This is a genomic window from Luteibacter rhizovicinus (assembly GCF_004342265.1).
GTDB classification, from domain to species: domain Bacteria; phylum Pseudomonadota; class Gammaproteobacteria; order Xanthomonadales; family Rhodanobacteraceae; genus Luteibacter; species Luteibacter rhizovicinus_B.
On record NZ_SMCS01000001.1, the window covers coordinates 495,841 to 519,719 of the forward strand.

Sequence of the window (23,879 nt, forward strand, 5' to 3'; positions counted from 1 at the left end):
GGATGCTTACATCCGCGAGCCCGATGGTCTGGCTGCGGATGCCACGCGGCTACGTTGGCTTTCGCCCGCAAGCGGGCTCCTGCAGACAGCAAGCGATCACGCCTTTACGGTTTTCTCATTGATCCACTTCGGCGTATAGCCCGACTCGTAGTGCTTCATCCAGTCGAACAGCGCATCGATGTCCTGGCCGAACCATACGCCGTCGCGCTGTTCCGCGCGTACGAAACCTTCGGCCACCATGTGATCCATGCTGGCGGACAGTTGCGAATAGAAACCGCGCACGTCGAGGAACGCACAAGGGTAGGCATGCAGGCCGAGTTGCGCCCAGGTGAGCATCTCGAACATCTCGTCCATCGTGCCGAAGCCGCCGGGCAGGGCGACGAAGGCCTGGGACAGTTCGTACATGCGCGTCTTGCGCTGGTGCATCGTCTCGACAACATGCAGCTCGGAAAGCCCCTTGTGCGCGACTTCCTTTTCGACCAGTTGCCGAGGAATCACGCCGATAACGCGGCCGCCCGCGGCGAGCACCGAGTCGGCGACGATGCCCATGAGGCCGACCTTGCCGCCGCCATACACAAGGGCGATGCCCTCATCGGCAAGACGCTTGCCGAAGGCGGCGGCCTTCTCCGCGTACTCGGGATGCGTACCGCTGTTCGAGCCGCAGTACACGCAAAGGGATTTGATGTCGTGCATGGGTAACTCCGTAAAAAGAAGAGCCCGCCCATGCAGGGCATGAGCGGGCTCGGTATCGCGAACGCTGCTATCAGTTGCTCTTGTGGATGGCGCGCTTGTCGACCGCGAGTGCGGCCTCGTGCACGACTTCCGACAGGGCCGGGTGCGCGTGGACGATGCGGGCGAGGTCTTCCGACGAACCCTTGAACTCCATCGCGACGACGGCTTCGTGGATCAGTTCGGAAACGACCGGACCGACCATGTGCACACCGAGGATGCGATCCGTTTCGGCATGGGCAATGATCTTCACCAGGCCTACGCCTTCGTTCATCGCGACGGCACGGCCGTTGGCGGCGAACGGGAAGGAACCCGTCTTGTACGGTACGCCTTCGTCCTTGAGCTGCTTCTCTGTCTTGCCGACCCAGGAAATTTCCGGCTCGGTGTAGATGACCCAGGGAACGAGGTCGAGATTGACGTGACCCGGCTTGCCGGCGATGAGCTCGGCAACCGCCACGCCTTCTTCGGAACCCTTGTGCGCGAGCATCGGGCCGCGCACGGCATCGCCGATTGCCCAGACGCCGTCGACACCCGTGTGGCAATGCTCGTCGACCACGATGCGGCCGCGTTCGTCGATCTTCACGCCCGTATCGGCGGCCAGCAGGCCGTCGGTGTAGGCACGGCGGCCCACGGCGACCAGCAGCTTGTCGACGACGAGGTTATGGTCGCCGTCCTTGTCGTTGTACGTGAGGTGGACTTCGTCGCCCTTGACCTCGGCCTTGCTGAGCTTGGCATTGAGCTTGATGGTCAGGCCCTGCTTGGCGAACTCGCGCGCGGCGGCCTTGGCGACGTCGGCATCGGCGACCGCCAGGAATTCCGGCAGCGCTTCGATGATGGTGACGTCCGAACCCAGGCGCTTCCAGACGCTGCCGAGTTCGAGACCGATCACGCCCGCGCCGATCACGCCGAGGCGCTTCGGAACATCGGTGAAATCGAGCGCACCGGCGTTGTCGACGATGTGCTTGCCGTCGAACTTCGCGAACGGCAGTTCGATGGGCACGGAGCCGGAAGCCAGGATGACGTTGGTCGCGGCGATGGTCTGCTTCGTGCCGTCGTTACCGGTGATCTCGACTTGGTTACCCTTAAGCAGCTTGCCCTTGCCGAAGAACGAGGTGACCTTGTTCGCCTTGAACAGCAGCGAGACACCGCCGGTGAACTGCTTGACGATCTTGTCCTTGCGACCCACGAAGGTCGGGATGTCGATCTTCGGGTTCTCGGCGGTGATGCCGTGCGACGCGAAGTTGTGCGTCAGGTTGTGGAACTGCTTGGACGAATCCAGCAGCGCCTTGGACGGAATGCAGCCGATGTTGAGGCAGGTGCCGCCAAGCGCCTGCTTGCCGTCCTTGCCGACGAAGGCGTCGACCACGGCGGTCTTGAGGCCCAGCTGCGCGGCGCGGATCGCTGCCACGTAGCCCGCGGGGCCCGCACCGATGACGATGACGTCGAATGTGTCGCTCATGATCACTCCGAATGAAGCGCGGTATGGGGGAATACCGGGATATATGGGGTCGGGATACCAAAACGGGAGTCGTTGTCGACTCCCGTTTCGGGGGTGCCGGGAGCCTTACAGGCCTAGGAGCATCCGCTGCGGGTTTTCCAGCTGGTTCTTGATGTCCACCAGGAACAGCACGGCGTCGCGGCCGTCGATGATGCGGTGATCGTAGCTGAGCGCGATGTACATCATCGGCGCGGCGACGATCTGGCCGTTCTCGACCACCGGGCGCTCCTTGATCGTGTGCATGCCGAGGATGGCGCTCTGAGGCGGGTTCACGATGGGCGTGGACAGCAGCGAACCGAAGGTGCCGCCGTTGGTGATGGTGAACGTGCCGCCCTGGAGGTCGTCCAGACCGAGCTTGCCGTCACGGGCCTTCTTGGCGTAACCGATGATGCCCTTCTCGACATCGGCGAAGCTCATGTCCTGCACGTCGCGCAGCACCGGCGTCACCAGACCCTTTTCGGTCGACACGGCGATCGAGATGTCCTGGTAGCCGTGATAGATGATGTCGCTGCCGTCGACCGAGGCGTTGACCACCGGGTAGCGCTTCAGCGCTTCGGTAGCGGCCTTCACGAAGAAGCTCATGAAACCGAGCTTCACGCCGTTGGCCTTTTCGAACTGCTCGCCCAGGCTCTTGCGGAGCTTGACGACTTCGGCGAGGTTCACCTCGTTGAACGAGGTCAGCATCGCGATCGAGTTCTTCGACTGCATCAGGCGCTCGGCGATGCGCGTACGGATACGCGTCATCGGCACGCGCTCTTCCGGACGCGAACCCGGCGTCGGCTTGGCGGCCGGAGCGGCTGCTGCCGGAGCGGCGGTGCCACCGGACTTGCCGTAATTGACGAGGTCTTCCTTGGTCACGCGGCCATCGCGGCCCGTACCGGCGACCTTCGACGGGTCGATGCCTTCCTCGGTGGCGACGCGACGGCCGGCCGGGGACAGTTCGTCGACGCCCGCCGGAGCGGATTTGGCGTCGGCCTTCGGCGCGGCGGCCGCGGCCGGCTTGGCTTCCGCCGCGGCCGGAGCGGCGGCAACGGCACCTTCCTCGATCACCGCGATGACCTGCGCGCTGGTGACGGTGGAGCCTTCGGCGAACTTGATTTCCTTCAGCACGCCGTCGACGGGCGAGGGTACTTCGAGCACGACCTTATCGGTCTCGAGGTCGAGGAGGTTCTCGTCGCGCTTGACCGCGTCGCCGGCTTTCTTGTGCCACGTGGCGATAAGAGCGTCGGAGACGGACTCGGGCAAGACCGGGACTTTGACTTCGATGGACATGCTTGTCTTACTCCGCTGCGTGATCGGTGCCGACGGGCGCCGCGAGCGCCTGCTCGACGAGCGCCGCCTGTTCGGCGACATGGGAATTGAGATGACCTGCGGCCGGTGCGGCGGAGCGCGCGCGTCCCGCGTACGAGAGGCTGTGCTTGGCGCCGATGCAGGCCTGCAGGTGGTGACGGATCTGGAACCATGCGCCCTGGTTCATCGGTTCTTCCTGGCACCAGATCACTTCCTTGGCGGAGGTGTACTTGTCCAGTTCGGCCGTGACTTCGTCGCGCGGGAACGGATACAGCTGTTCGACACGCACGATGGCGACGTCGTTGATTTCGCGCTTCGTCGCTTCCTCGAGCAGGTCGTAATAGACCTTGCCCGAACAGAACACCACGCGCTTGACCTTCTTGGCGGCCAGTTCGCGATGCTCGGGGATGACCAGCTGGAACCGGCCCTTCGCCAGTTCGTCCAGCGAGGACACCGCCATCTTGTGACGGAGCAGCGATTTTGGCGTCATGACGATCAGCGGCTTGCGCACCGGGCGCACCTGCTGACGACGGATCATGTGGAAAGCCTGCGCCGGCGTGGTCGGCACGCAGACCTGCATGTTGTCGACCGCGCACAGCTGGAGGAAGCGCTCGAGGCGTGCCGAGGAATGCTCGGGACCCTGGCCTTCGTAGCCGTGCGGCAGGAACAGCGTCAGACCGCAGAGGCGATCCCACTTGGCTTCGCCGGAGCTGATGAACTGGTCGATGACGACCTGGGCACCGTTGGCGAAGTCGCCGAACTGGCCTTCCCAGATGTTGAGCTGATCGGGCGAGGTCGTGGATTCGCCGTACTCGAACGCCATGACGGCTTCTTCGCTGAGCAGCGAGTCGACGATTTCGACGCGCGCATCCGGACGGACCTTCGACAACGGCATGTACGTGTTGTCGGTGTTCTGGTCGTGCAGGACGGCGTGGCGATGGAAGAACGTGCCGCGGCCGGAGTCCTGGCCGACCAGACGCAGGTCGTTGCCTTCCTTCAGTAGCGTGGCGTACGCGAGGTTCTCGGCGAAGCCCCAGTCGCCCGGCAGTTCGCCGGCTGCCATCTTGCGACGGTCGTCGTAGATTTTCGCGACGCGCGGATGCAGCGTGACGTCGGACGGCACGTCGAGGATGACGTCGAGCAGCTTCGACAGTTCCGCACGGGGCACGCCCGTGTCGACGACCATCGACAGCTTGTTCTTCTGGAAGCGGGTCCAGTCGACCGGGATGTCGCGCGTCGGATTCGGATTGATCGCAATCAGCGGCTCGCCCTTTTCGAGGCGTGCGCGGTAGTCGTCGAGCATCTTCTGGCCGTCGTCGGCACCGATGGCCGATTCCTTGACCAGACGCTGGGCGTAAAGGTCGCGGGTGGTCGGCCGCTTGCGGATGATCTGGTACATCAGCGGCTGCGTTGCCGCCGGCTCGTCGGCTTCGTTATGGCCGTGGCGGCGGTAGCAGACGAGGTCGACCACGACGTCTTTCTTGAATTCCTTGCGGAATTCATAGGCCAGACGCGTGACCTGGATGACGGCTTCCGGATCGTCGCCGTTCACGTGGAAGACCGGCGCGTTGACCATCTTCGCCAGATCGGTGCAGTACAGCGTCGACCGCGCGTCGTCGGGCTTGGACGTCGTGAAGCCGACCTGGTTGTTGACGACGAGGTGCAGCGTGCCGCCGATGGCGAAACCGCGCGCCTGCGACATCTGCATCAGTTCCATGCCGACGCCCTGGCCCGCGAAAGCCGCGTCGCCGTGGATGAGGATGGCGATGGACTTGTCGTGCGCGGTGTCGCCGCGACGGCACTGGCGCGCATGTACCGAGCCCGCGACCACCGGATTGACGATTTCCAGATGCGACGGATTGAACGCCAGCGCGACGTGCACACCGCCGTTGGGCGTTTTGACGTCGGCCGAGAAGCCCATGTGGTACTTCACGTCGCCCGAGTGGATGGCGTCGTCGACGTGCTCGAACTTGCCTTCGAACTCGTTGAACAGCTGGCCTGGCGGCTTGCCGAGGATGTTCACCAGCACGTTCAGGCGGCCACGATGGGCCATGCCGATCACGAGTTCCTTGACACCGTTGTCGCCGCCCGCACGGACGATGTCGTCGACCATGGGAATCAGGCTGTCGCCGCCTTCCAGCGAGAAGCGCTTCTGGCCGACGTACTTGGTGTGCAGGTAGCGCTCGAGGCCTTCGGCCGCGGTCAGCGCTTCGAGGACGCGGACCTTTTCCTTCTTGTCGAGACCCGGATTGCCGCTGGCTTTCTCGAGGCGCGAGTAGATCCAGCGGCGCTGGTCGTGGTCGCTGATGTACATGAACTCGGCGCCGACGGTGCCGGTGTAGATCTTTTTCAGGCGTGTGAGCAGGTCGCGCAGCTTCATGCGCTGACCGCCGCCGGCGAAGGTGCCGGCGTCGAATTCGGTGTCGAAATCCGCTTCGCTGAGGCCATGGAACGCGAGGCCCAGATCCGGGGCGTCGACCGAAGGAACGGTCAGACCGAGGGGATCGAGGTCGGCGGCGAGATGGCCGCGCGAGCGATAAGCGGTGAGCAGGCGCAGCACGCCGGCCTGTTTCTGGGCGTATGCGTCGTTGCCGGGAGCGGCGACGACGGTCGCCGTGCGGCGCTGGCGCTGCGCGGCTTCGATACGGGCGATGGCATCCGAGTGGGGGACGTCGCCGGCCTCGCGGCCCTTGAACGATTTGAAATACGAGTCCCATTCGGTGGGGACCGAGACGGCATCTGCCAGCCAGGACTCGTAAATCTGCTCGACGTAGTCGGCGTTACCGCCGGCGAGCTGGGAGGATTCGGAAAACTCGCGGATCAAATTTGCGCTCACGTCACCACCGGCACACACGGGGAAATGGCTCGCCGACCATCGAGGCACACGGATGACGGCAAAGAATCCGTTAATTATAGCTCCCCGTTGCTGCGTCGCGCCAACTTCTATCTCGTTCCTAGATACCAAGTGGTCTTATTTCCCACGCGGCTTCCGAGCGCTCCCACACTTCGTCGAAATAACCCTGCAAATGCGAGGCTTCACCGAGGGCGTCGAGGTGTCCGCGGGCTTCGTACCGGGAGGCCAGTGGCCTGAACAGAAAGCCACTGGCGTTGTCGGTGACGAAGGCGGACGGGTAACGCAGATCGGCTTCCTCGGTCGGCACCCGGATGGCGATGGCCGAAGGAAGGCGCTGGGCGAGCAGGATCAGCCGGTGCGATTCGCGCAGGGCGCGCACGGCGTCATGGGTCAGAATGCGGATGGATGCCCGTCGACCGCTGGTGGCGATCCGGCGTACCGAGGTCAGGATGGCCTCGCTTTCGAGCACGCCGCCCTCGAGTATGGGCAGATAAATACACAGACGATGCCGGGTCCGATCCAGAAGCCGCTGGTGGGCGAGGTCGAGACTCGCCCGATCCCCGGCCGCCAGCACGGCATCGTCCGCGGGGCTCACCGACGGCGACCCTTCTGGATGGCGAGGTGGCCATCGTTGATCAAGGTCAGGACCAGCTCGCGATCCGCCGCCTTTACATGGTCGAGGCTTCGCTCGCGGCACAGCCGTTCGGCCAGGTCGGACGAGCAGGGGTAGGCGTGGCCACTTACATATAGTGTGGCGCCCTTGCGCTGACGTACCCACGCGAGACGGGCCCATGGATGCCGCAGCACACGTGCGCCGGCATCCAGCGCCTTGTCGAATGCCGCCCGGGTCGACGCCTTCGGCGGTGCCGAGGCGTTCTGGGCATTGCGGTAACGGGTAATGAACCGGGCGAACCAGTCCGCCAGCAGGTCGCGGTCCAGTGCCGCGGCGAAGGGCAGGGCCTGGCGGATGCGGTTGATCGCCGCCACGTCGATTTCGCCGGCATGCTTCGCGGGGCTGAGGTCCGGGTCCGTATAGCGCAATTCTTCGGGCATGCGTTCGGCGAGGAAGTCGGCCAGATCGCCGGTCAGTTCGGCCTGCGACGGTGCGCGCATGCCGACCGACAGCGTCATGCAGTTGCCGATCGCCACGCCGTCGTGCGGGACGCCCGGCGGGATGTAAAGCATGTCGCCCGGCTCCAGCAGCCATTCGTGCGTGGGCTCGAAGACCTGAAGCTGTTTCAGTTCGACGTCGTTGCGGAAATCCAGCGGAGCGTCCGGGTCGTCGCTGATGGCCCAGTGACGCTGCCCGATGCCCTGCAACAGGAATACGTCGTACTGGTCGACATGGGCGCCCACGCCGCCGCCGTCTTCGGCATAAGAGACCATGATGTCGTCGACGCGCCAGCTCGGCAGGAAGTCGAACGTGCCCAGTAGCGCCGCCACGTCGGCGTCCCACTTGTCGACGTCCTGGACCAGCAGGGTCCAGTTGCTTTTCGGTGTCTTGCCGAATTCCTCTTCCTCGAACGGTCCCGTTTTCACCGTCCAGCGATCGCGTTTTTCGTCGTGAAAGATCAGCCGGGCCAGTGCCGCTTCCTCGCAAGCCAGGCCGGCCAGATCGTTCGGTTCGATCGGCGGCTCGAAATCGGGGAAGGCATTGCGGATAAGTAGCGGGCGTTTCTGCCAATAGTCGCGCAGGAACTGCGTGGAGCTCATGCCCAGCGGCTGCTTCGCGCTACCGCGTACTTCGATGGGGAGGGACTTGCGGGAGGGATTAGAAATGGCCATTCCCTATTGTAGCCTCCGAAGCGGTCGTCATCCTCACCGTTGCGGTGCATCATGGGCCGTCCATACGGCCGTCCGGAGTTTCCCACCATGATCTACGACAGCATTCTCGACACCATCGGCAATACGCCCGTCGTCCGCCTGCACCGACTGGCCCCCAAGGGCATTCATATCTATGTAAAGGTCGAATCGTTCAATCCGGCCGGATCGGTCAAGGACCGGCTGGCGCTGGCGATCATCCTGGATGCCGAGCAGCGCGGCACGCTGAAGCCCGGGCAGACCGTCGTCGAGGCTACGTCGGGCAATACCGGCGTGGCCCTGGCTGCCGTATGCGCGGCGCGCGGTTATCCGTTCGTGGCGGTGATGAGCGAAACCTTCTCGATCGAACGTCGCAAGCTGATCCGTGGGTATGGCGGCAAGGTCGTGCTGACGCCGGCCGCGGCCCGTGGCTCGGGCATGGTGAAGAAGGCGCTGGAACTGTCGGAAAAACACGGCTGGTTCCTGGCGCGGCAGTTCGAGAATCCGGCCAATCCCGCCTATCACCGCAATACGACGGCGCCGGAGATCCTTCGCGATTTCGCTGGTCGACGGCTCGACTACTTCGTGACGGGCTGGGGCACGGGCGGCACGTTGACCGGTGTGGGCGAGGTGCTGAAGGTCGCCCGTCCCGAGGTGAAGATCATCGCCAGCGAGCCGGCCGGTGCCGCGCTGCTTTCAGGGGCCGAGTGGCAGCCGCACAAGATCCAGGGCTGGACGCCGGACTTCGTTCCCGCCGTGCTCAATCGCGATATCGCCGACAAGATCTTTCCGGTCGACGATGTGACGGCCCGCGATACGGCGCGTGCGCTGGCGCAGAAGGAAGGCATCTTCGTAGGTATTTCGGCGGGTGCGACGCTGGCCGCGGCGCTGGAAGTCGCGAAGACGGCGGAGCAGGGGGCGGTGCTGCTGGCGATGTTGCCCGATACGGGGGAGCGGTATCTGTCGACGTTCCTGTTCGAGGGGGTGAACGAAGGGTCCGACGAGATCGAGTGAGAGACGGGCCCTGTTCGCGCAGGGCTCGTCCTTATGTGGTCGCTGCGGATTCCGGCGTTCGCCGGAATGACGGTGAGGGGGAGGTGGTTCGAGGGAATTTATATTCCCTCTACGTCATTCCGGTGAACGCCGGAATCCGCAGCCCCGGTCCATGGCAAGCGACACGGCGGACACCCGTCAGACCACCACCAACTCAGGCCCGCCCGCCTGCAACGCTTCGCGCATATCCGCCCCGACGCTGCTATCGGTAATCACCATGTCGATCTGCGCGAGCGGCGCGATGACCGACAGGCTGCGTTGACCCAGCTTCGAGGCGTCCAGCACGGCAATCGTGACTCGCGAAATACGGATCATCAGGGCATTGAGAGACGCTTCGAGCGGATCGGGCGTGGTGACGCCGACCTCCGGGTCGAGTCCGTCCACGCCGAGGAACAGCTTGTCGGCCGACAGTCGCGACAGCGCCTGTTCCGCGTCGGGTCCGACCAGCGAGTACGACGTCGGGCGCAACAGGCCACCCAGCATCATCACGCGCACGTTCGGTAAACCGGAAAGTTCGAGGGCGATATTGAGCGCGTTGGTCACGACAGTCAGCGACTCGAATTTCATGTGCCGGATGCAGCGCGCGATCTCCACCGTCGTCGTACCCGAATCCAGGATGATCGTCTCGCCGTCGCCGATCAGTTTTGCCGCCGCCTGGCCGATGCGTTGCTTCTGTGCGAGGTGACGGGTTTCCTTGATATTGAGCGGAATGTCCACGGACAGCGACGAGGCCGGAATGGCGCCGCCGTGCGAGCGCACGAGGCTGCCGGTACGCGACAGCGCTTCGAGATCGTTGCGGATGGTCACCGAGGAGATGCCGAAGCGGCTGGCGAGTTCTTCCACCGTGCCACGACCGTACTGCTCGACGAAATCCACGATCAGCCGGCGTCGTTCCTCGACCAGCAATTTTTGCCCGGCTATCCCGGCCGTCCGATTCATGTGGCGATCCCCAGCAGGCGTGCGGCGTTATCGTGATAGATCTTGCGCAGTATCGTATCGGAAAGCTTCAGTCCGTAGATCGACCAACGGCCTTGTGGCGGTACGTCGGCCGGCGCGTAGTCGAAGTATTCGTCGTCGGTTTCCAGGAAGCGATAGTAGATCTCATACAGCTCGTCGCAGAAAAGCTGCTGCGGCACCTCGTTGCCCCACGGCGCCGGCACGGCGTCCGTGCCGAACATGATCCGGTCCTGGTAACGGTCGAAGAACGCCTGCGCCGCACGGGGCTGGCGGCCGAGCTCGCCGATACGGGCACTGATGTCGACCATGGTGTTGGGAAAGCGGTCCAGCGTGCGTGCCACTTCGGCAAGATGTTCCGCGTGGTTGCCCACATGCATCAGCGCGAAGGTGGTGCGCGGATGGCGGGCTATCATGCGGTCGCGTGCCGCCAGCAGTTCGGCATTGCCCGGGAACTGCGGTCCGTAGAACGACCAGTCGGGATGCTGCGCAAGTTCTTCGTAGCGTTCGTTGGTCGCGTCGGCGGGAAGGAAGAACGCCTCCGGGTCGGATATGTGCAGGAAGACCGGCATGTCGTATCCCGCGCAGGCTTCCCACATGGGATCGAAACGAGCGTCGTCCACCGTCACCAGTTCGCCTTCGTCGACGCCTTCCCGAAGATAGAGGCCCAACGTTTTCAGCAGTTTCAGCCCGCGCGCACCGACGCGATGCGCGTGGTCGATCGCCTCGGCCTGGTGCTGCGGATAGTCCGGCTCGGCGAAGAGGCCGAACGACGGCTCCGTCAATGTCAGGAAGCGGCCGGGCGCGGCATGGTCGAACTGCGCTATCGCCGATTCCAGCCCCGCTCCGGTGCCACCGGTCAGGTTGACCAGGGTTTTCACACCCTTGCGGTCCATGACCGGAAGCAAGGCATCGGGCGTGGCGAACACGTCGATGTCTTCGCCGACCGATACGCCGTTGCGCACGTCGCGCGTCCAGGTCAGGTGCGTATGCATGTCGATGACGGGGAAGCGCGGGCGTTCTACGCGTGTCGCCGGCAGGTGCAACATGCTGCGCGGCCGGAAGTCGCTCAGCGGCAATGACGCCTTCTCCGTATCGGGCGCGGTGCTGAGCTGGTTTCTGCGCGGCGCGCCGAGAGGCGGCGCGCAACAGAATCCGGCCATGTGACATCCGCGCAGTCGCGGAGGCTTTGCGTGTGGTTCGCGCCGGCGCGTATGGATCATTGGCTTACCTCGACCTGCCTCGTGCATGCGCTGCGCTCAGCGCGGATAGCGCGCCATGATCTCGTGAACCGCGCGGGTAAGCGCGACGGCCTGATCGAACGGCCGCAGCCACATGTTTCGTCCGAACATCACGCCGGTGGCGCCGGCCTGCATGTAGAACTCGACCTTGCGCAGCACCGCCGCGTCGTCGTCGTCCTTCACGCCGCCAGAGAACAGCACCATGGTGCGGCCGGCCGAACGAACCACCCGTGCGCTACGCGTCGCGGCATCTTCTTTCAGCGAATCGTACGGAGCGGGTACGCCGGCGACGCTGTCGTCCGGCTCGTGCAGCTTGACCAGATCGGCGCCCAGTTCCAGTGCGACGCGCGCGGCATAGTCCTGCGCGAATAACGTGTTCTTGCCGCCCTTGGCATCGATGCCCGCGCCGCGTGGGTAGGACCACACGACCAGCGGCATGCCGAAGCGTTCGCAGTCCTGGCGCACTTTTTCGAACTGGCGCAGTTCGTCGTGCTGTCGCGGCGAGCCGACGTAGAACGTGTAACCGGCAGCGTCGGCCCCGAGGCGCACGGCGTCTTCGACGGACGCGAACAGTGGCGACGTCGCGTCGCCGTCGTCGGGAATATTGGTCTTGCCATTGAGCTTGAGGATCAGCGGCACGCGCCCGCAGTACTCGCCCATGTACTTCTCGGCCAGACCGACACCGAGCGCGATCGCGGAGAAACCGCCGGCCTCGGCGAGGCGGAACTGATAGTCCGGATCCAGCGCGGGCGGGTTAGGGAAGAAGTCGGTCGGGCCGTGTTCCAGCCCCTGGTCTAGGGGCAGTACCAACAGCGTGCCGTTTGCCGGCCCGTGCCGGTAAAGCATCCGGTGAAGGCGGGTGCGCTTGCCGTGGGAAAGCGAAAGACCGCTCAGAAGGGATGGTGCGTGTCCGAGGGGTTGTGCATTTCGTTTCATTTCGAATACCCTTGTTTGAAGCTTCGAATACTTTCGTTCGATAGCATATTTAAGCAAATACGCATGCCTGTCAAACAAAATGCAGCACAAACGGAACTCGACGCGTTGTCGGCCGCACCCCTGGAAGCCCAGCGGGCGGCGGGCTACGCCCATACTCTTGCCGAGATCCTCCAGCAGCCCTCGACATGGCGGGAAACCGCCAGAGCCCTTGCCGGAAGCGGCGTGCTCGACGAGACGTTGCAAGGCGGCGTCCGCAGCATCGTGCTCACCGGCTCGGGGAGCTCGGTCTACGCGGGCGAAGCGATCGCGCCGGCGTTGCAGCGGAGTACCGGCGTTCCGACGCTGGCCATCCCGGCGGGTACCTTGCTGACCCATTGGCGCGAGGTGCTGCCGGCGGATAAGGGCGTCCTGGTTTCCATCGCGCGTTCCGGCGACAGCCCGGAAAGCTGTGGCGCGGTCAGCCGTCTTCTGACACACCGGCCCGACGTCCGGCACGTCGTGCTTACCTGCAATGCGCAGGGGCAGTTGGTCACGCGCTATCGCGACGACGAGCGTGTCGAGGCGGTCGTTCTGGCCGAACGCACCAACGATCGCAGTCTGGTGATGACCAGCAGCTTCTCCAATCTGATGCTGGCCGGGGCATTGCTCGCGGACGCGACGATTGGCGCGGACGCAGTCGAGTCGGTCGCAAACGCTGCCGAAACGGTCTTCGGCGAACACGCCGACGATATCGCCCGTCTTGCCCGTGGCGATGTGCGTCGCGTTCTGTATCTCGGAAGTGGCGGCGGTGTCGGTGCGGCGCGCGAGTGCGCGCTGAAGATGCTGGAGATGACGGGCGGTCGCGTCACTACCATGGCGGAAAGCTTCCTCGGCCTGCGCCACGGACCGATGGCGAATGTCGATGCGCACACGCTGATTGTCGCGTTCCTTTCCACCGATCCCGTCGTGCGGGCTTACGAGACCGATCTTCTCGCCGAGCTTGCCGCGAAAGGTCTGGGCATGGCGCGCATCGTGGTGGGTGCCGATGTGCCCGCCATGGCCGGCGACAGCGACGATGTGGCCATCGAACTGCCGATGCTGCGCGACGTTGGCGATACGCTGGCGTTGCTGCCCGCCGTGGTCGTCGGTCAGCTGCTCGCATTCTTCCGCTGCCTCGCGCTGGGATTCGCTCCCGATACGCCGTCGCAGGGCGTTCTCACCCGTGTCGTGGGCGAGTTCGTCATGCATAGCGAGGACGCGCCATGAAACGCATCCTCGTCGCAGGCGAAATCAACGTCGACTTCGTGTTTCGCGATCTGACGGCTTTTCCTGCGCCGGGCAATGAAGTACTCAGCGGCGGTTTCGAGCAGACGCCGGGCAGTTCCTCGATGATCTGCGCGATGGGGCTGGCGCGGCTCGGCAATCCGGTGATTTTCGCCGGTGTCGCGGGCGGCGATCCGCTGGGCGATTTCTGTATCGATGCCATGCGCTCGCGCGGCATCGATGTGTCGGCGGTAACGCGCGACGCCAGCATGGCCACGGGCGTGACCGCTTCGTTGTCCACGGGAGGCGACCGCGCGCTGGTGACGTTTGTCGGCGGCATCGGATCGTTGAAGGCCGAGCATATCGACGACGCGCTGCTTCGCGGCGCCGACCATCTGCATGTTTCGTCGTACTACCTGCAACGCGGTCTGCGCTCGGGATGCCCGGAGCTCTTCGCGCGTGCACGTACCGCCGGTCTGACGATTTCCCTCGATCCCGGTTTCGATCCCGAGCAGCGCTGGGATGACGGTATCGCCGCGCTGCTCGATACGGTCGACGTGTTTCTTCCGAACGAGCGGGAGCTGCTTGCGATTACCGGCAGCGACGATGTTTCCAGTGCGCTGGCATCCCTTGCCGGACGACGGGCCGCGATCGTCGTGAAGTGCGGTGCCGATGGCGCCGCTACCTGGCTTGGCGGCGGTCTGCTCGTCGAGCCCGCCTATACCGTTCCGGTCGTCGATACGACCGGTGCGGGCGATTCGTTCGTCGCGGGATTCCTGCACGCATACCTGCGCGGACTGCCTCCGGCGCATTGCCTGCGCTGGGGCAACGCTTGCGGAAGTCTGTCGACCCGTGGTGTCGGCGGCACGCCGGCGCAGCCCGATGTCGCCGAGGTAGCGCACCTGCTGGACAGGGCCGCGTGATCGCGGTCGCTGGCTTCAACACCGCGATCGACCGGCTCATCACGCTGGATCGGTTGGTTGTCGGCGAAGTCAATCGCGCAAGCGAAGTCAGAACCTTCCTGGGCGGCAAGGGCGTGCATGTGGCGCAGACGGTGGCCGCGCTCGGCGAGCGTGTGCAACTGGTCGGCCTGATCGATGCGGCTACGCGCAACGAAGCCACGCGTCTCATGAGCGAACGCGGCGTGTTGTTCCATGCGGTCGAGATCGAGGGCGACCTGCGCTCGTGCCTCAGCATCCGCGATGCGAACGGCCATATCACCGAAATTCTGGACGGTGGGAACGAGGTGCCGAAAGCGCAGCGCAGCGCGTTGATTCAGGCGCTTCTCACGGCGCTGACCGATAGCGACACGGTCGTGCTGTCCGGAAGTCTGCCGCGCGGTTTCGACGCACATACCTATGCGGAACTCGCCTTGCATATCGGCTCGGCCGGTAAGCGCTGCCTTGTCGACACGAGCGGGCAGGCGCTGGCGCATGCCGTCGCCGTGCGGCCATTTCTGGTCAAACCCAATCGCGACGAGGCGTCCGCTCTGTCGGGCGTGGCGCTGTCGACCGTGGCCGATGGCGTGCGCGCTGCGGCAACGTTGCTGCGGTCGGGGGTGACGATGCCCGTGGTCTCGCTGGGCGAACTGGGTGTGATCGGCATCGATGCATCCGGTGCGTGGCATGCGCGCGCCGCGCTGGGCGGGCGCGCGGTCAACGCGGTGGGATCGGGCGACTGCCTGATGGCCGGTCTTGCGGTCGGTCTCGTGCGTGGCATGGCGCTGTGCGACGTCCTGCAACTGGGCGCGGCCTGCGGTGCCGCCAATGCCATGAATGACGAAACGGGTTACGCCAGTGCCGACGACATTGCGTACTGGCATGCGCGCGTGCGGGTCGAACGCGTCGCTTCGGGGAATTCCAGCCCGCCGGACTGATCGGAACTCAGCGGTGGGACCACACGCCTGTGCGGGCTGGGGAGAGGCCGGCACGGTGCGTTAAACAGCAACGGGGAGCAGGGCATGTCTGTCGAGGGTAAATCTGTCTGGAACCGTCCGGTCGCCAGTACCGGGCGTCGATGTCTTCTTGCCATGGCGTTGGCAATTGCTCTGGCGAACGGTGCGCAAGCGCAGTCCATCACCGGTGGCCTGTATGGCCGCGAAGCCGGCGGCGTGACCGTACAGGTCAGCAATGCGAGTACCGGATTCCGGCGCGATCTCGTCGCGGACAAGGACGGCAAGTACGCGATGTCCGGCCTCAATCCCGGTACGTATGAAGTCACCATCGTGCACGGTGGCCAGGCCGTCGGCAGCCGCACGATCAACGTCGTCGCCAATAGCCTGACCGCCGTATCCGCCGTGGAAATAACGGCCGGGGCCCCGCCCGGCGCTGTCGATGCGCGAACGCTCGACGCGGTGAACGTAAGTTCGATGGTCACGACGACAGTCAATCCGATTGACGTCAGTACGCCGGAACTGGCCACCAACTACAGCATGAAGCTGGTCAACCAGCTGCCCACCGGCCGCAGCATGGAAAGTATCGCCCTGCTCAAATCCAGCGTGCGCTACGACGACCAGACTACGAATCTCGTGCAGATGGGTGGCGCCAGCCCCGGCGAGAATCGTTACTACTACAACGAATTCGATACGACTTACGACTTCAGCGGACTGGGCGCTTCGCGTCTTCCGCCGGAGGCGATCAGTTCGACGCAGGTGATTACGGGTAACTTCGGTACGTCCTGGACGAGCACCACGGGCGGCATCACCGCCGCCACGGTGCGTCAGGGTACGAACGATTTCAAGGCGGGCTATTCGCTGTACTTCGAGCCTCCGACATCGCGGTTGCTCAATCCGCGCGATCACGATTCGCTGACCCGCGACGGCGACTACTACAAGTTCAACCGTGCCAACCATCATGGCGGGCAGGTGACGGATCAGTACCTGTGGGCATCCGGCGCGGCAGTGCGCGACAAGGTCTTTTATTTCGTGATGCTGGGCAATAGTCCCGCGTCGACGGCGACCAGTTACAAACAGAATCTCGAAACCGACCGCAGCACGCGCGACAAGAACGCGCTGGTGAATCTCACCTGGAACATCACCAGCAATCAATCGGTCAACGTTGTCGGCTATCGCGACTGGACGAACCAGTTCGATAACCAGTACACGCTCGATTCGGATTACGAGCCGGCATCGCGTGGAAGTTATTACGGATGGGCGGCGGTACAGACCAAGAACCAGTTCCTGATCGGCAATTACCACGCGCAACTGACCGACGATCTCAGTTTTCGGCTGATGGGCGGCTATCTCAGCCAGAGCCAGCTGCAGCCGACGTCCAGTTCGGGAAGCGGCCTGCCCTACGTGCAGGAGCAGGATCCCGTCACCAAGATCAATCGCAACATCGGTGCCGGCAATGCGACCGGTCAACTCTTGCCGTTCGAGTACTGGCGCCGCGGATTCAAGGGCGACTTTACCTGGCAGCTTGGCGATCACCGGATCACGGCGGGCGCGGAGCATTACAAGCACTTCATCAACCAGCGCATGGAAACCACGGAAGGCGGGTACTACACGTACTACAACCAGCCGGGAGTCATTCTGGACAACGGATCGCCGTCTCCGGCGGACGGACGTTACGTATCCCAGTACTACAACAGTAACGGCGGATCGTTCTATACGGTCAACAAAGCCGCTTATATCGACGACAACTGGCAGGTCAGCGACAACGTCGTCCTGTACGGCGGCGCCCGGTTCGACGTCTTCATTAACAAAGACGTCAACGGCAATAACTTCCTCCGGTTGCCGCTGACGTCGCCGCGCCTCGGCATCGCGTGGGACGTGGAAGGCGACAGCTCGCTGAAGGTTGGCGCGAACGCGGGAAAATACACGATTCCCATTCCGTCGACGGTGAATAACGGAGCCGCGACCGCGGTGACCCGTTATACGAAGTACTACACCTATACCGGGATGGACCCGGTCACCAAGGCACCCACGGGACTCACGCAGATCGGCGATACGAATTATCTGTTCAACGGACTGGCCCCCACGCCCGAACAGATCAGTACGTCGAACATCACGGCTCCTTACCAGTACGAGTTCCAGATCTACGTCCAGAAGCAGCTGGGCAGCGCGTGGGCTGCTCAAGCCGAGATCGGATACACGAACCTGAAGAAGACGATCGACGACACCTGTTACCTGGACAGCATCAATGCGTACGCGCGCAGCCATGGCTATCCGGATTACACCGAGAAAAACGCCTGTTTCCTGCTCAACCCGGGCAGCGACGTCCAGCTGAAGCGCGATTTCAGGGGTGACGGCAACACGGAATCGCTGACTATTCCCGGCAGCGAATTCGGCATGCCGGCGGCGAAGCGCCGCTACTACCACATGACGCTGGAACTGACCCATGCGTCCACCCCCGATGCGCCGTACTTCCTCGATCTGAGCTACACCTGGGCTCATCTGTACGGCAATACGGATGGCTACATCGACCTGGGGCACCGGGTAAACGGCGCGGCGGGCGAGCAGGTGCTGTTCGACTATCCGGGCCTGATGGTCGGCGGCACGGGCAATCTGACCGGCGATATCCGGAACGCCGTGACGGCGTCGGGCATCTACTATTTCCCCGGTGGCGTACGCGTCGGCGGTATCCTCAACATGCATACCGGTTCGCCGCTGAATTGTTTCGGCACCTATCCCGATCAGAGCGACCCAGCCTACCAGTACGGTCCGTCGAGTCACTTCTGCGACAGCAAACTATCGCCGCTGGGGCATGCGAAACGGTTGCCGTTCTTCTGGGCGCTGAATCTTTCGGTCGGCTACGACTGGCAGATCGATAAAGAGAACGCGCTCAGTGTGGATGTCCAGATGCAGAACGTGACGAACCGGCAGGGCATCGTCAACCGTGAACAAACCTATGACGAAGGTGTTTTCACCGCGCAGGGCGACTCCGTCCACAACCCGGCCTACGGCTCGCCGTCCTGGCAGACGCCGCGCACGACCTCGCTGATTCTTCGGTATACCTTCCGCTGACGGAATCGCGGACGCATCGCATCGGCCTGGATCGACGCCGGTTGCGCGACACTTTCATACGGGCATCCCGCCAGATGCCCAACGTAGAACCGGCGCCGCACACCCGGCGGCGCCCCGACAGGACAACGACATGCAGTCAGTTTTTCGAAATGCGGCGATCGGATTGGCAGCGACTTTTGCTTCCATCATGGCTACCGGCAGCGACGTCAACCCTCCGGAACAGCGCTGGAATGCCGCGGTGTACGGTAACCATCGCTATCTTGTCTCTGTCGCGAAGGCTGCCGATGCGGTTCGCGTCACACTGCCATGGCGTCGTCGCGATGCCCATCCGGAGAGCGTCGAGACGATCGTCGTCGGCCCGGACGGCAAGCGCGTCGAGCACGTCTGGCGACAGGAAATAACGCAGGCAAGCGGCACGCTGGTCTTCGCCGCCGCGAAAGCCGGGACATACGCTGTCTACTACCAGCCGTACGATCAGGACGGGCGATCGAACTATCCGACGGTGAAGTACCGGAAGCCTGACGAAGTCGACGCCGCCTGGCAGGCCGCCGTGGCCAAGCGCACGCATATTCCCGACGCGGGTGTCGTCGGGTATGAGGCGGTCGACGACTTCGATGCCTATACGGACATGGAGCGTGTGGCCGACCCGGCCGCCATGCAGAAACTTCGCGCGGGTCTGCAGGCGAACGTATTGCAGGTCTTTCCCGAAGACCGGTCGCACGTCATTCGCATGTTCGACGCGATCCCGCAGCGCTGGGCCGAACGCGGGCCCGGCGGCACGCTGGCGATGGAAAGCGCGCCGGCCGGTTTCGTCAGCGCGCAGCTCGGTGTCTGGGCCGCGAATGCGCCTTTGCAGGACGTGTCAGTGCGCTTCGGCGACCTGACCGGTCCGTCGGGTGCCGTGATTCCGGCTGCGGCGTGGACCTCCTTCAGCAACGGTGGCACCGACTATGCAGGCAAGCCCTTCGTTAGCCGCGTGGATGTGCCGGCCGGCAAGGTGCAGGCATTGTGGGTGGGCGCGGATCTCGATGCCGGGCTGCCGGCAGGCGTCTATCGCGGAACCCTCGCGGTGAGTGCCGCCGGTCTTCCCACGCACGATGTGCCGGTGTCGTTGACCGTTACGGGCACTCCCGCGAAAGACCATGGCGACGACGAGCCGGCGAACCTGACGCGTCTGCGCTGGCTGAATTCGCGACTGGCCCAGGACGATTCGGTGACGCGTCCACTTAAGCCGGTGACGAGACGCAACGACAAGCTATCCATTCTCGGCCGCGACATCGAGCTGGATTCCGTAGGCATGCCGGCACGCATCGGCAGTTATTTCGACGAGCGCATGACGCGTCTGGACGATACGTCCCGCGCCTTGCTCGCGGCACCGATGCGGCTGATCGTCGAAGGTCCGGGTGGTGTGCGCGACATGAAGGCAACCGGCCGGATGGCGTTCACCCAGCCTGGCCCCGGCAAATTGCAATGGCGTACCGAGGGACGAGCGGGAGACGTGCAACAAACCGTCGATGCAACGCTGGAAGCGGATGGCACGCTTTCGTACCAGATAGCCCTGACCTCGCCACGGGCCGTCGATCTGAGCGATATCCGTTTTGAAGTGCCGCTCAAGCTCGATGCGGCGCGCTACATGCTGGGTCTCGGCCGCACGGGCGACACGGTGCCGAAGCAGTTCGACTGGCAGTGGAACGTCGAGCACAACCAGGACGGTCTCTGGATCGGCGATGTGAACGCCGGTCTCGAACTGCATCTGCGGGACGAGCACTACAGCCGCCCCCTGAATACGAACTTCTATCATCAGAAGCCGCTGGTGATGCCGGGTTCGTGGGACAACGGCGGGAAAGGCGGTATCCGGTTGCGGCAGGATAGCGATGCGTATCGCGTCGTCGCGTTCAGCGGACCGCGGCACATGCAGGCGGGCGAGACGCTGCGTTACGACATCGTCATGCGCGTCACGCCGTTCAAGACGATCGATCCGGTGGCTCATTTCGCGGAGCGTTTCTTCCATAAATACGGCCCGCTTGCGGATATCCAGGCGCAGGGAGCCAATGTGGTGAACATCCACCACGCGACGCCGATCAATCCGTGGATCAACTATCCCTTCCTGACGCCCGACGCCATGCGCGCTTATGTCGACGAGGCGCACCGGCGCAACATGCGGGTGAAGATCTACGACACGGTGCGCGAACTATCCAACCGTTCTCCCGAGCTGCCGATGCTCGAAAGCCTCGGACACGAGGTAATCAGCGCAGGGAAGGGCGGGGGTGCCTCGTGGCTGCAGGAACATCTCGACGGCGATTACATTCCCGCCTGGTACGTTCCGGAAATCCGCGATGCCGCTGTTATCAACGCGGGCCAGAGCCGTTGGCACAATTACTACATCGAAGGGCTGGACTGGGTTGCCCGTAATGTCGGCATCGATGGCCTGTATCTGGACGATGTCGCTTACGACCGCACGACGATGAAGCGGGTGCGCAAGGTGCTGGACGCGCGTCGTCCGCATGCGCTGATCGACCTGCATTCGGCCAATCAGTACAACCCTCGCGATGGCTATATCAATAGCGCGCTGCTCTACATGGAGCTGTTCCCGTATATCGATCGCCTGTGGTTCGGCGAGGAATTCGATTATGAGGGGACGTCGCCCAATTACTGGCTGACCGAACTGTCCGGCATTCCCTATGGCCTGATGGGCGAGATGCTGCAGCACGACGGCAATCCATGGCGCGGTATGGTGTTCGGCATGACCAACCGGCTTGGCTGGTCCGACGGCAGCGACCCGCGTCCGTTGTGGAAAGCCTGGGATGCGTTCGGTATCGAGAAGGCCGAGATGATTGGCTGGTGGGTGCACGACGCGCCGGTTCGTACCGGTCGCGACGATGTGCTGGCGACGAGTTATGTCCGCGATGGACAGACAATGATCGCTATCGCGTCGTGGGCGAAAACGCCTGTCGAAGTGCACTTGTCGATCGACTGGAAAGCGCTCGGTATCGATGGAGGCAAGGCGACGTTTGTCGCGCCCGCGATAGACAAGTTCCAGGCGGGCAGGGAGTGGCGGCCGGGTGACGCGATCGAGGTGGCGCCGGGTAAGGGCTGGCTGATCGTCGTGAAGTGAAGCGAAGGCGTCGCGCGCGGTTACGAGTAACGCTCTTCCAGCCATGGATCGGCATGGTTGTTGTAACCGCGCACCTCCCAGAATCCCGGTTCGTTGTCCACGCGGAATTCGATGCGCCGCACCCACTTCGCGCTTTTCCACAGATAGAGATGGGGAATGATCAGGCGCACGGGGCCGCCGTGTTCGCGGCTGAGAGGTTTGCCTTCCCAGCTATGCGCCAGTAACGCGCCTTCGGCGGCGAAGTCTTCCATCGTGACGTTGGTCGTGTAGCCATCGTAGGAATGCAGTACGACGTGCCGGGCTTCGGCGCGCGGCCGCACGGTCTCGAGGAAGTCGCGGGTGGCGACGCCCTGCCAGTGATTGTCGTAGCGGGACCAGGTCGTGACGCAGTGGATATCCGACGTCAGATCGGTTTGCGGCTGCCGACTGAACGAAGCCCAGTTCCAGCAGGCTTCCTCTTCTACCGCGCCGTCGATTTCGAGGTGCCAGACGTTCAGTGGAACATCGGGTTGAACGCCCAGGTCGAGTACGGGCCAGTTCTGGACGAGATGCTGTCCTGGCGGAAGACGTTCGCTATCGGGTCGCGCGTGGCGACCCGTGAGGAATTTACCCTCGCGTGCCCATTCCTGTTTGCTGCGGGTGAGCTTGGAATCCGGCCTTTCCTGCGGGTCGTTCGACGACATGGCGGCATTCTCGGAGACAAGACACGAAGATGCGCCGGGACGACCCCGCCGGCAAGCGTCGGGTCAGACCGACGCCGGGTGGTCGTGCAGGCGGCTGGCGACTTCGCTCAGCCAGTCGTAACCGTCGAGTTCGCCTTCGAACAGGTCGACGCCGCTGCTGCCAGCGCTGAAGTGACGGTAGCCATTCGAATCTTCGAAGGTCGAAGTGGTGTGCTGGGAATCGTTATGAAGTGACATGGTCAGAGCCTCGTTGTTCGGGCGACCGGTTGGAGGAAGCTGCGGCACGCCTCCGGTCTTTGGCGTGATGCGGACGATACGCCGCGTGGTTGGGCCGATATATGCCCTGCAAGCGGTAAGTCTGTTCTATTTTGTGAACAATCGATTCGTTATTCTTTCGTTTTGCCAGTTTTGGCTACGCAGGCGTACGGTCTCATGTTCCACTTGCGCTTTTATATGTCTTCTCTGAGCAATTACAAGGGTCCGGCACAGATAATTCTTGGACAGGACTGTAAGTAAAAGGTTCACTGGGTATTGTCTATCGGACCCATTGCGGGTGCCTATCGGCACCTTCCACTAGCCTTTCGTTCACGGCGGCGAACAGTACCCTCACTTTGCCTCGGAGTCGAGTCCCCTCCACGGAGGAGACTGAAGGCGCTGGACGAGGAAGTCGGCCAGCTGACGGACCTTGGGGGCCAGATGGCGACTCCGGGGATAGACAAGCCAAACCGCCCCATGTTCATAACGCCATGCATCCAGGACTGAAATCAGTCGTCCGGCGCGAAGCGGCTCCTCGACATAGAAGTCGGGCAACTGCGCCAGTCCGAGCCCGCGTTCGGCGGCATCGAGCAGCGCGTGGCCCGATGTGGCGCGGTAACGACCGCGGACGGGGCGCTGCATGGGCTGGTCGTGCTCGGCGAATATCCAGTGGGCGCTGGAACCGAGGAGGCAAGCGTGTCGATCCAGTCCGTCGGGGTCGCTGGGGGCCGGTATGCCGGCCAGATAGGCGGGGGAGCCGACGACGAACAGGCGGCGTTCGCCAAGGCGGCGCGCGATGAGATTGGAGTCGGCGAGCAGCCCGGTACGGATAGCCAGGTCATAGCCTTCCTCGATGAGATCGACATTGCGATTCGAGAAATCCATGTCGACGCCGATCTGCGGATGCAGGCCCAGGAACTCGTTCACCAGCGGTGCGACGTAGCGCTCGCCATAGGTCGTTGCCAGACTTATCCGTAAGTTACCGCGTAAACCTTCCTGAAAATCTACGATCGCTTGTTCGGCCGTATCGAAGCCTTCCAGCAGATGGCGGGCGTGTTCGTAATAAAGACTGCCGGCGTCGGTCAGACGCAGCTTCCGCGTGGTGCGATGAAGCAGCTGGGTTCCCAGTCGTTGCTCCAGCCCGCTTACCGCACGGCTGACAAAAGCGGTGGAGAGGCCGAGGCTGCGCGCCGCGGCGGAGAAACTGCCCAGCCTGACGACCTCGACGAAGGCGTCCATCCCATCCCATGCACGCATCGATCTTTG

General features: G+C 63.6%; 18 protein-coding genes. 6 read left to right on the forward strand and 12 right to left on the reverse strand.

The features are described 5' to 3' along the window. Positions 1–96 precede the first annotated feature (96 nt). The 6 genes from EC912_RS02325 to EC912_RS02350 form a co-directional block, all read right to left on the reverse strand. Entirely contained in the window at positions 97–693 is a 597-nt protein-coding gene (locus EC912_RS02325; RefSeq protein ID WP_132141518.1) for a TIGR00730 family Rossman fold protein, read from the reverse strand. 70 nt (positions 694–763) lie between these two features. Beyond that, the gene (gene lpdA, locus EC912_RS02330; protein WP_132141519.1) at positions 764–2,188 is read right to left on the reverse strand and encodes a dihydrolipoyl dehydrogenase; all 1,425 of its coding nucleotides are present in this window, start codon (positions 2,186–2,188) and stop codon (positions 764–766) included. A 105-nt stretch (positions 2,189–2,293) separates the two neighbouring features. Beyond that, positions 2,294–3,499, reverse strand: coding sequence for a 2-oxoglutarate dehydrogenase complex dihydrolipoyllysine-residue succinyltransferase (gene odhB, locus EC912_RS02335; RefSeq protein WP_132141520.1), 1,206 nt, complete (start codon positions 3,497–3,499; stop codon positions 2,294–2,296). Between the two features lie 7 nt (positions 3,500–3,506). Further along, entirely contained in the window at positions 3,507–6,353 is a 2,847-nt protein-coding gene (locus EC912_RS02340) for a 2-oxoglutarate dehydrogenase E1 component (protein ID WP_132141521.1), read from the reverse strand. A 118-nt stretch (positions 6,354–6,471) separates the two neighbouring features. Next, the gene (locus EC912_RS02345; RefSeq protein WP_132141522.1) at positions 6,472–6,966 is read right to left on the reverse strand and encodes a hypothetical protein; all 495 of its coding nucleotides are present in this window, start codon (positions 6,964–6,966) and stop codon (positions 6,472–6,474) included. Further along, positions 6,963–8,156: a cupin domain-containing protein gene (locus tag EC912_RS02350; protein WP_132141523.1), complete on the reverse strand. Its 1,194-nt coding sequence runs from the start codon at positions 8,154–8,156 to the stop codon at positions 6,963–6,965. The genes EC912_RS02345 and EC912_RS02350 overlap by 4 nt, the downstream gene beginning before the upstream one ends. Positions 8,157–8,243: 87 nt before the next feature. On the opposite strand from EC912_RS02350, the gene cysK reads away from it, so the two are divergent. Continuing rightward, complete coding sequence (gene cysK, locus EC912_RS02355; RefSeq protein WP_132141524.1) at positions 8,244–9,185, forward strand: cysteine synthase A; 942 nt, start codon at positions 8,244–8,246, stop codon at positions 9,183–9,185. A gap of 177 nt (positions 9,186–9,362) precedes the next feature. Here cysK and agaR read toward each other — a convergent pair whose 3' ends face one another. From agaR to EC912_RS02370, 3 genes are all read right to left on the reverse strand, one after another. Further along, positions 9,363–10,163 carry a transcriptional repressor AgaR gene (agaR, locus tag EC912_RS02360; RefSeq protein WP_132141525.1) on the reverse strand — a complete coding sequence of 267 codons (801 nt, stop codon included), beginning with the start codon at positions 10,161–10,163 and terminating at the stop codon, positions 9,363–9,365. Then, positions 10,160–11,341 carry an amidohydrolase family protein gene (locus tag EC912_RS02365; protein WP_132141526.1) on the reverse strand — a complete coding sequence of 394 codons (1,182 nt, stop codon included), beginning with the start codon at positions 11,339–11,341 and terminating at the stop codon, positions 10,160–10,162. Before EC912_RS02365 ends, agaR begins: the two co-directional genes overlap by 4 nt. A 96-nt stretch (positions 11,342–11,437) precedes the next feature. Further along, on the reverse strand, positions 11,438–12,355 hold the full coding sequence (locus EC912_RS02370) for a class I fructose-bisphosphate aldolase (protein ID WP_132141527.1): 918 nt from the start codon (positions 12,353–12,355) through the stop codon (positions 11,438–11,440). A gap of 63 nt (positions 12,356–12,418) precedes the next feature. Between EC912_RS02370 and EC912_RS02375 the strand changes: the two genes are divergently transcribed. The 5 genes from EC912_RS02375 to EC912_RS02395 all read left to right on the forward strand — a co-directional run bounded on the left by EC912_RS02375 (position 12,419) and on the right by EC912_RS02395 (position 21,675). Further along, positions 12,419–13,600, forward strand: a complete 1,182-nt coding sequence (locus EC912_RS02375; protein ID WP_243649104.1) for an SIS domain-containing protein — start codon at positions 12,419–12,421, stop codon at positions 13,598–13,600. After that, positions 13,597–14,520, forward strand: coding sequence for a carbohydrate kinase family protein (locus EC912_RS02380; protein ID WP_132141528.1), 924 nt, complete (start codon positions 13,597–13,599; stop codon positions 14,518–14,520). The genes EC912_RS02375 and EC912_RS02380 overlap by 4 nt, the downstream gene beginning before the upstream one ends. Continuing rightward, positions 14,517–15,473 carry a 1-phosphofructokinase family hexose kinase gene (locus tag EC912_RS02385; protein ID WP_132141529.1) on the forward strand — a complete coding sequence of 319 codons (957 nt, stop codon included), beginning with the start codon at positions 14,517–14,519 and terminating at the stop codon, positions 15,471–15,473. The genes EC912_RS02380 and EC912_RS02385 overlap by 4 nt, the downstream gene beginning before the upstream one ends. A gap of 84 nt (positions 15,474–15,557) precedes the next feature. Further along, positions 15,558–18,560 (forward strand): TonB-dependent receptor, encoded by a 3,003-nt coding sequence (locus EC912_RS02390; protein WP_243649105.1) that lies wholly within the window; start codon positions 15,558–15,560, stop codon positions 18,558–18,560. A gap of 130 nt (positions 18,561–18,690) precedes the next feature. Beyond that, on the forward strand, positions 18,691–21,675 hold the full coding sequence (locus tag EC912_RS02395; RefSeq protein WP_132141530.1) for a glycoside hydrolase domain-containing protein: 2,985 nt from the start codon (positions 18,691–18,693) through the stop codon (positions 21,673–21,675). A gap of 20 nt (positions 21,676–21,695) precedes the next feature. Here the strand turns inward: EC912_RS02395 and EC912_RS02400 are convergent, their stop codons facing one another. The 3 genes from EC912_RS02400 to EC912_RS02405 form a co-directional block, all read right to left on the reverse strand. Beyond that, the gene (locus tag EC912_RS02400; RefSeq protein ID WP_132141531.1) at positions 21,696–22,358 is read right to left on the reverse strand and encodes a sulfite oxidase-like oxidoreductase; all 663 of its coding nucleotides are present in this window, start codon (positions 22,356–22,358) and stop codon (positions 21,696–21,698) included. Between the two features lie 63 nt (positions 22,359–22,421). Beyond that, positions 22,422–22,595, reverse strand: coding sequence for a hypothetical protein (locus EC912_RS19305; RefSeq protein WP_165973476.1), 174 nt, complete (start codon positions 22,593–22,595; stop codon positions 22,422–22,424). A gap of 369 nt (positions 22,596–22,964) precedes the next feature. Continuing rightward, entirely contained in the window at positions 22,965–23,870 is a 906-nt protein-coding gene (locus EC912_RS02405; RefSeq protein WP_132141532.1) for a LysR substrate-binding domain-containing protein, read from the reverse strand. Positions 23,871–23,879: the final 9 nt, after the last annotated feature.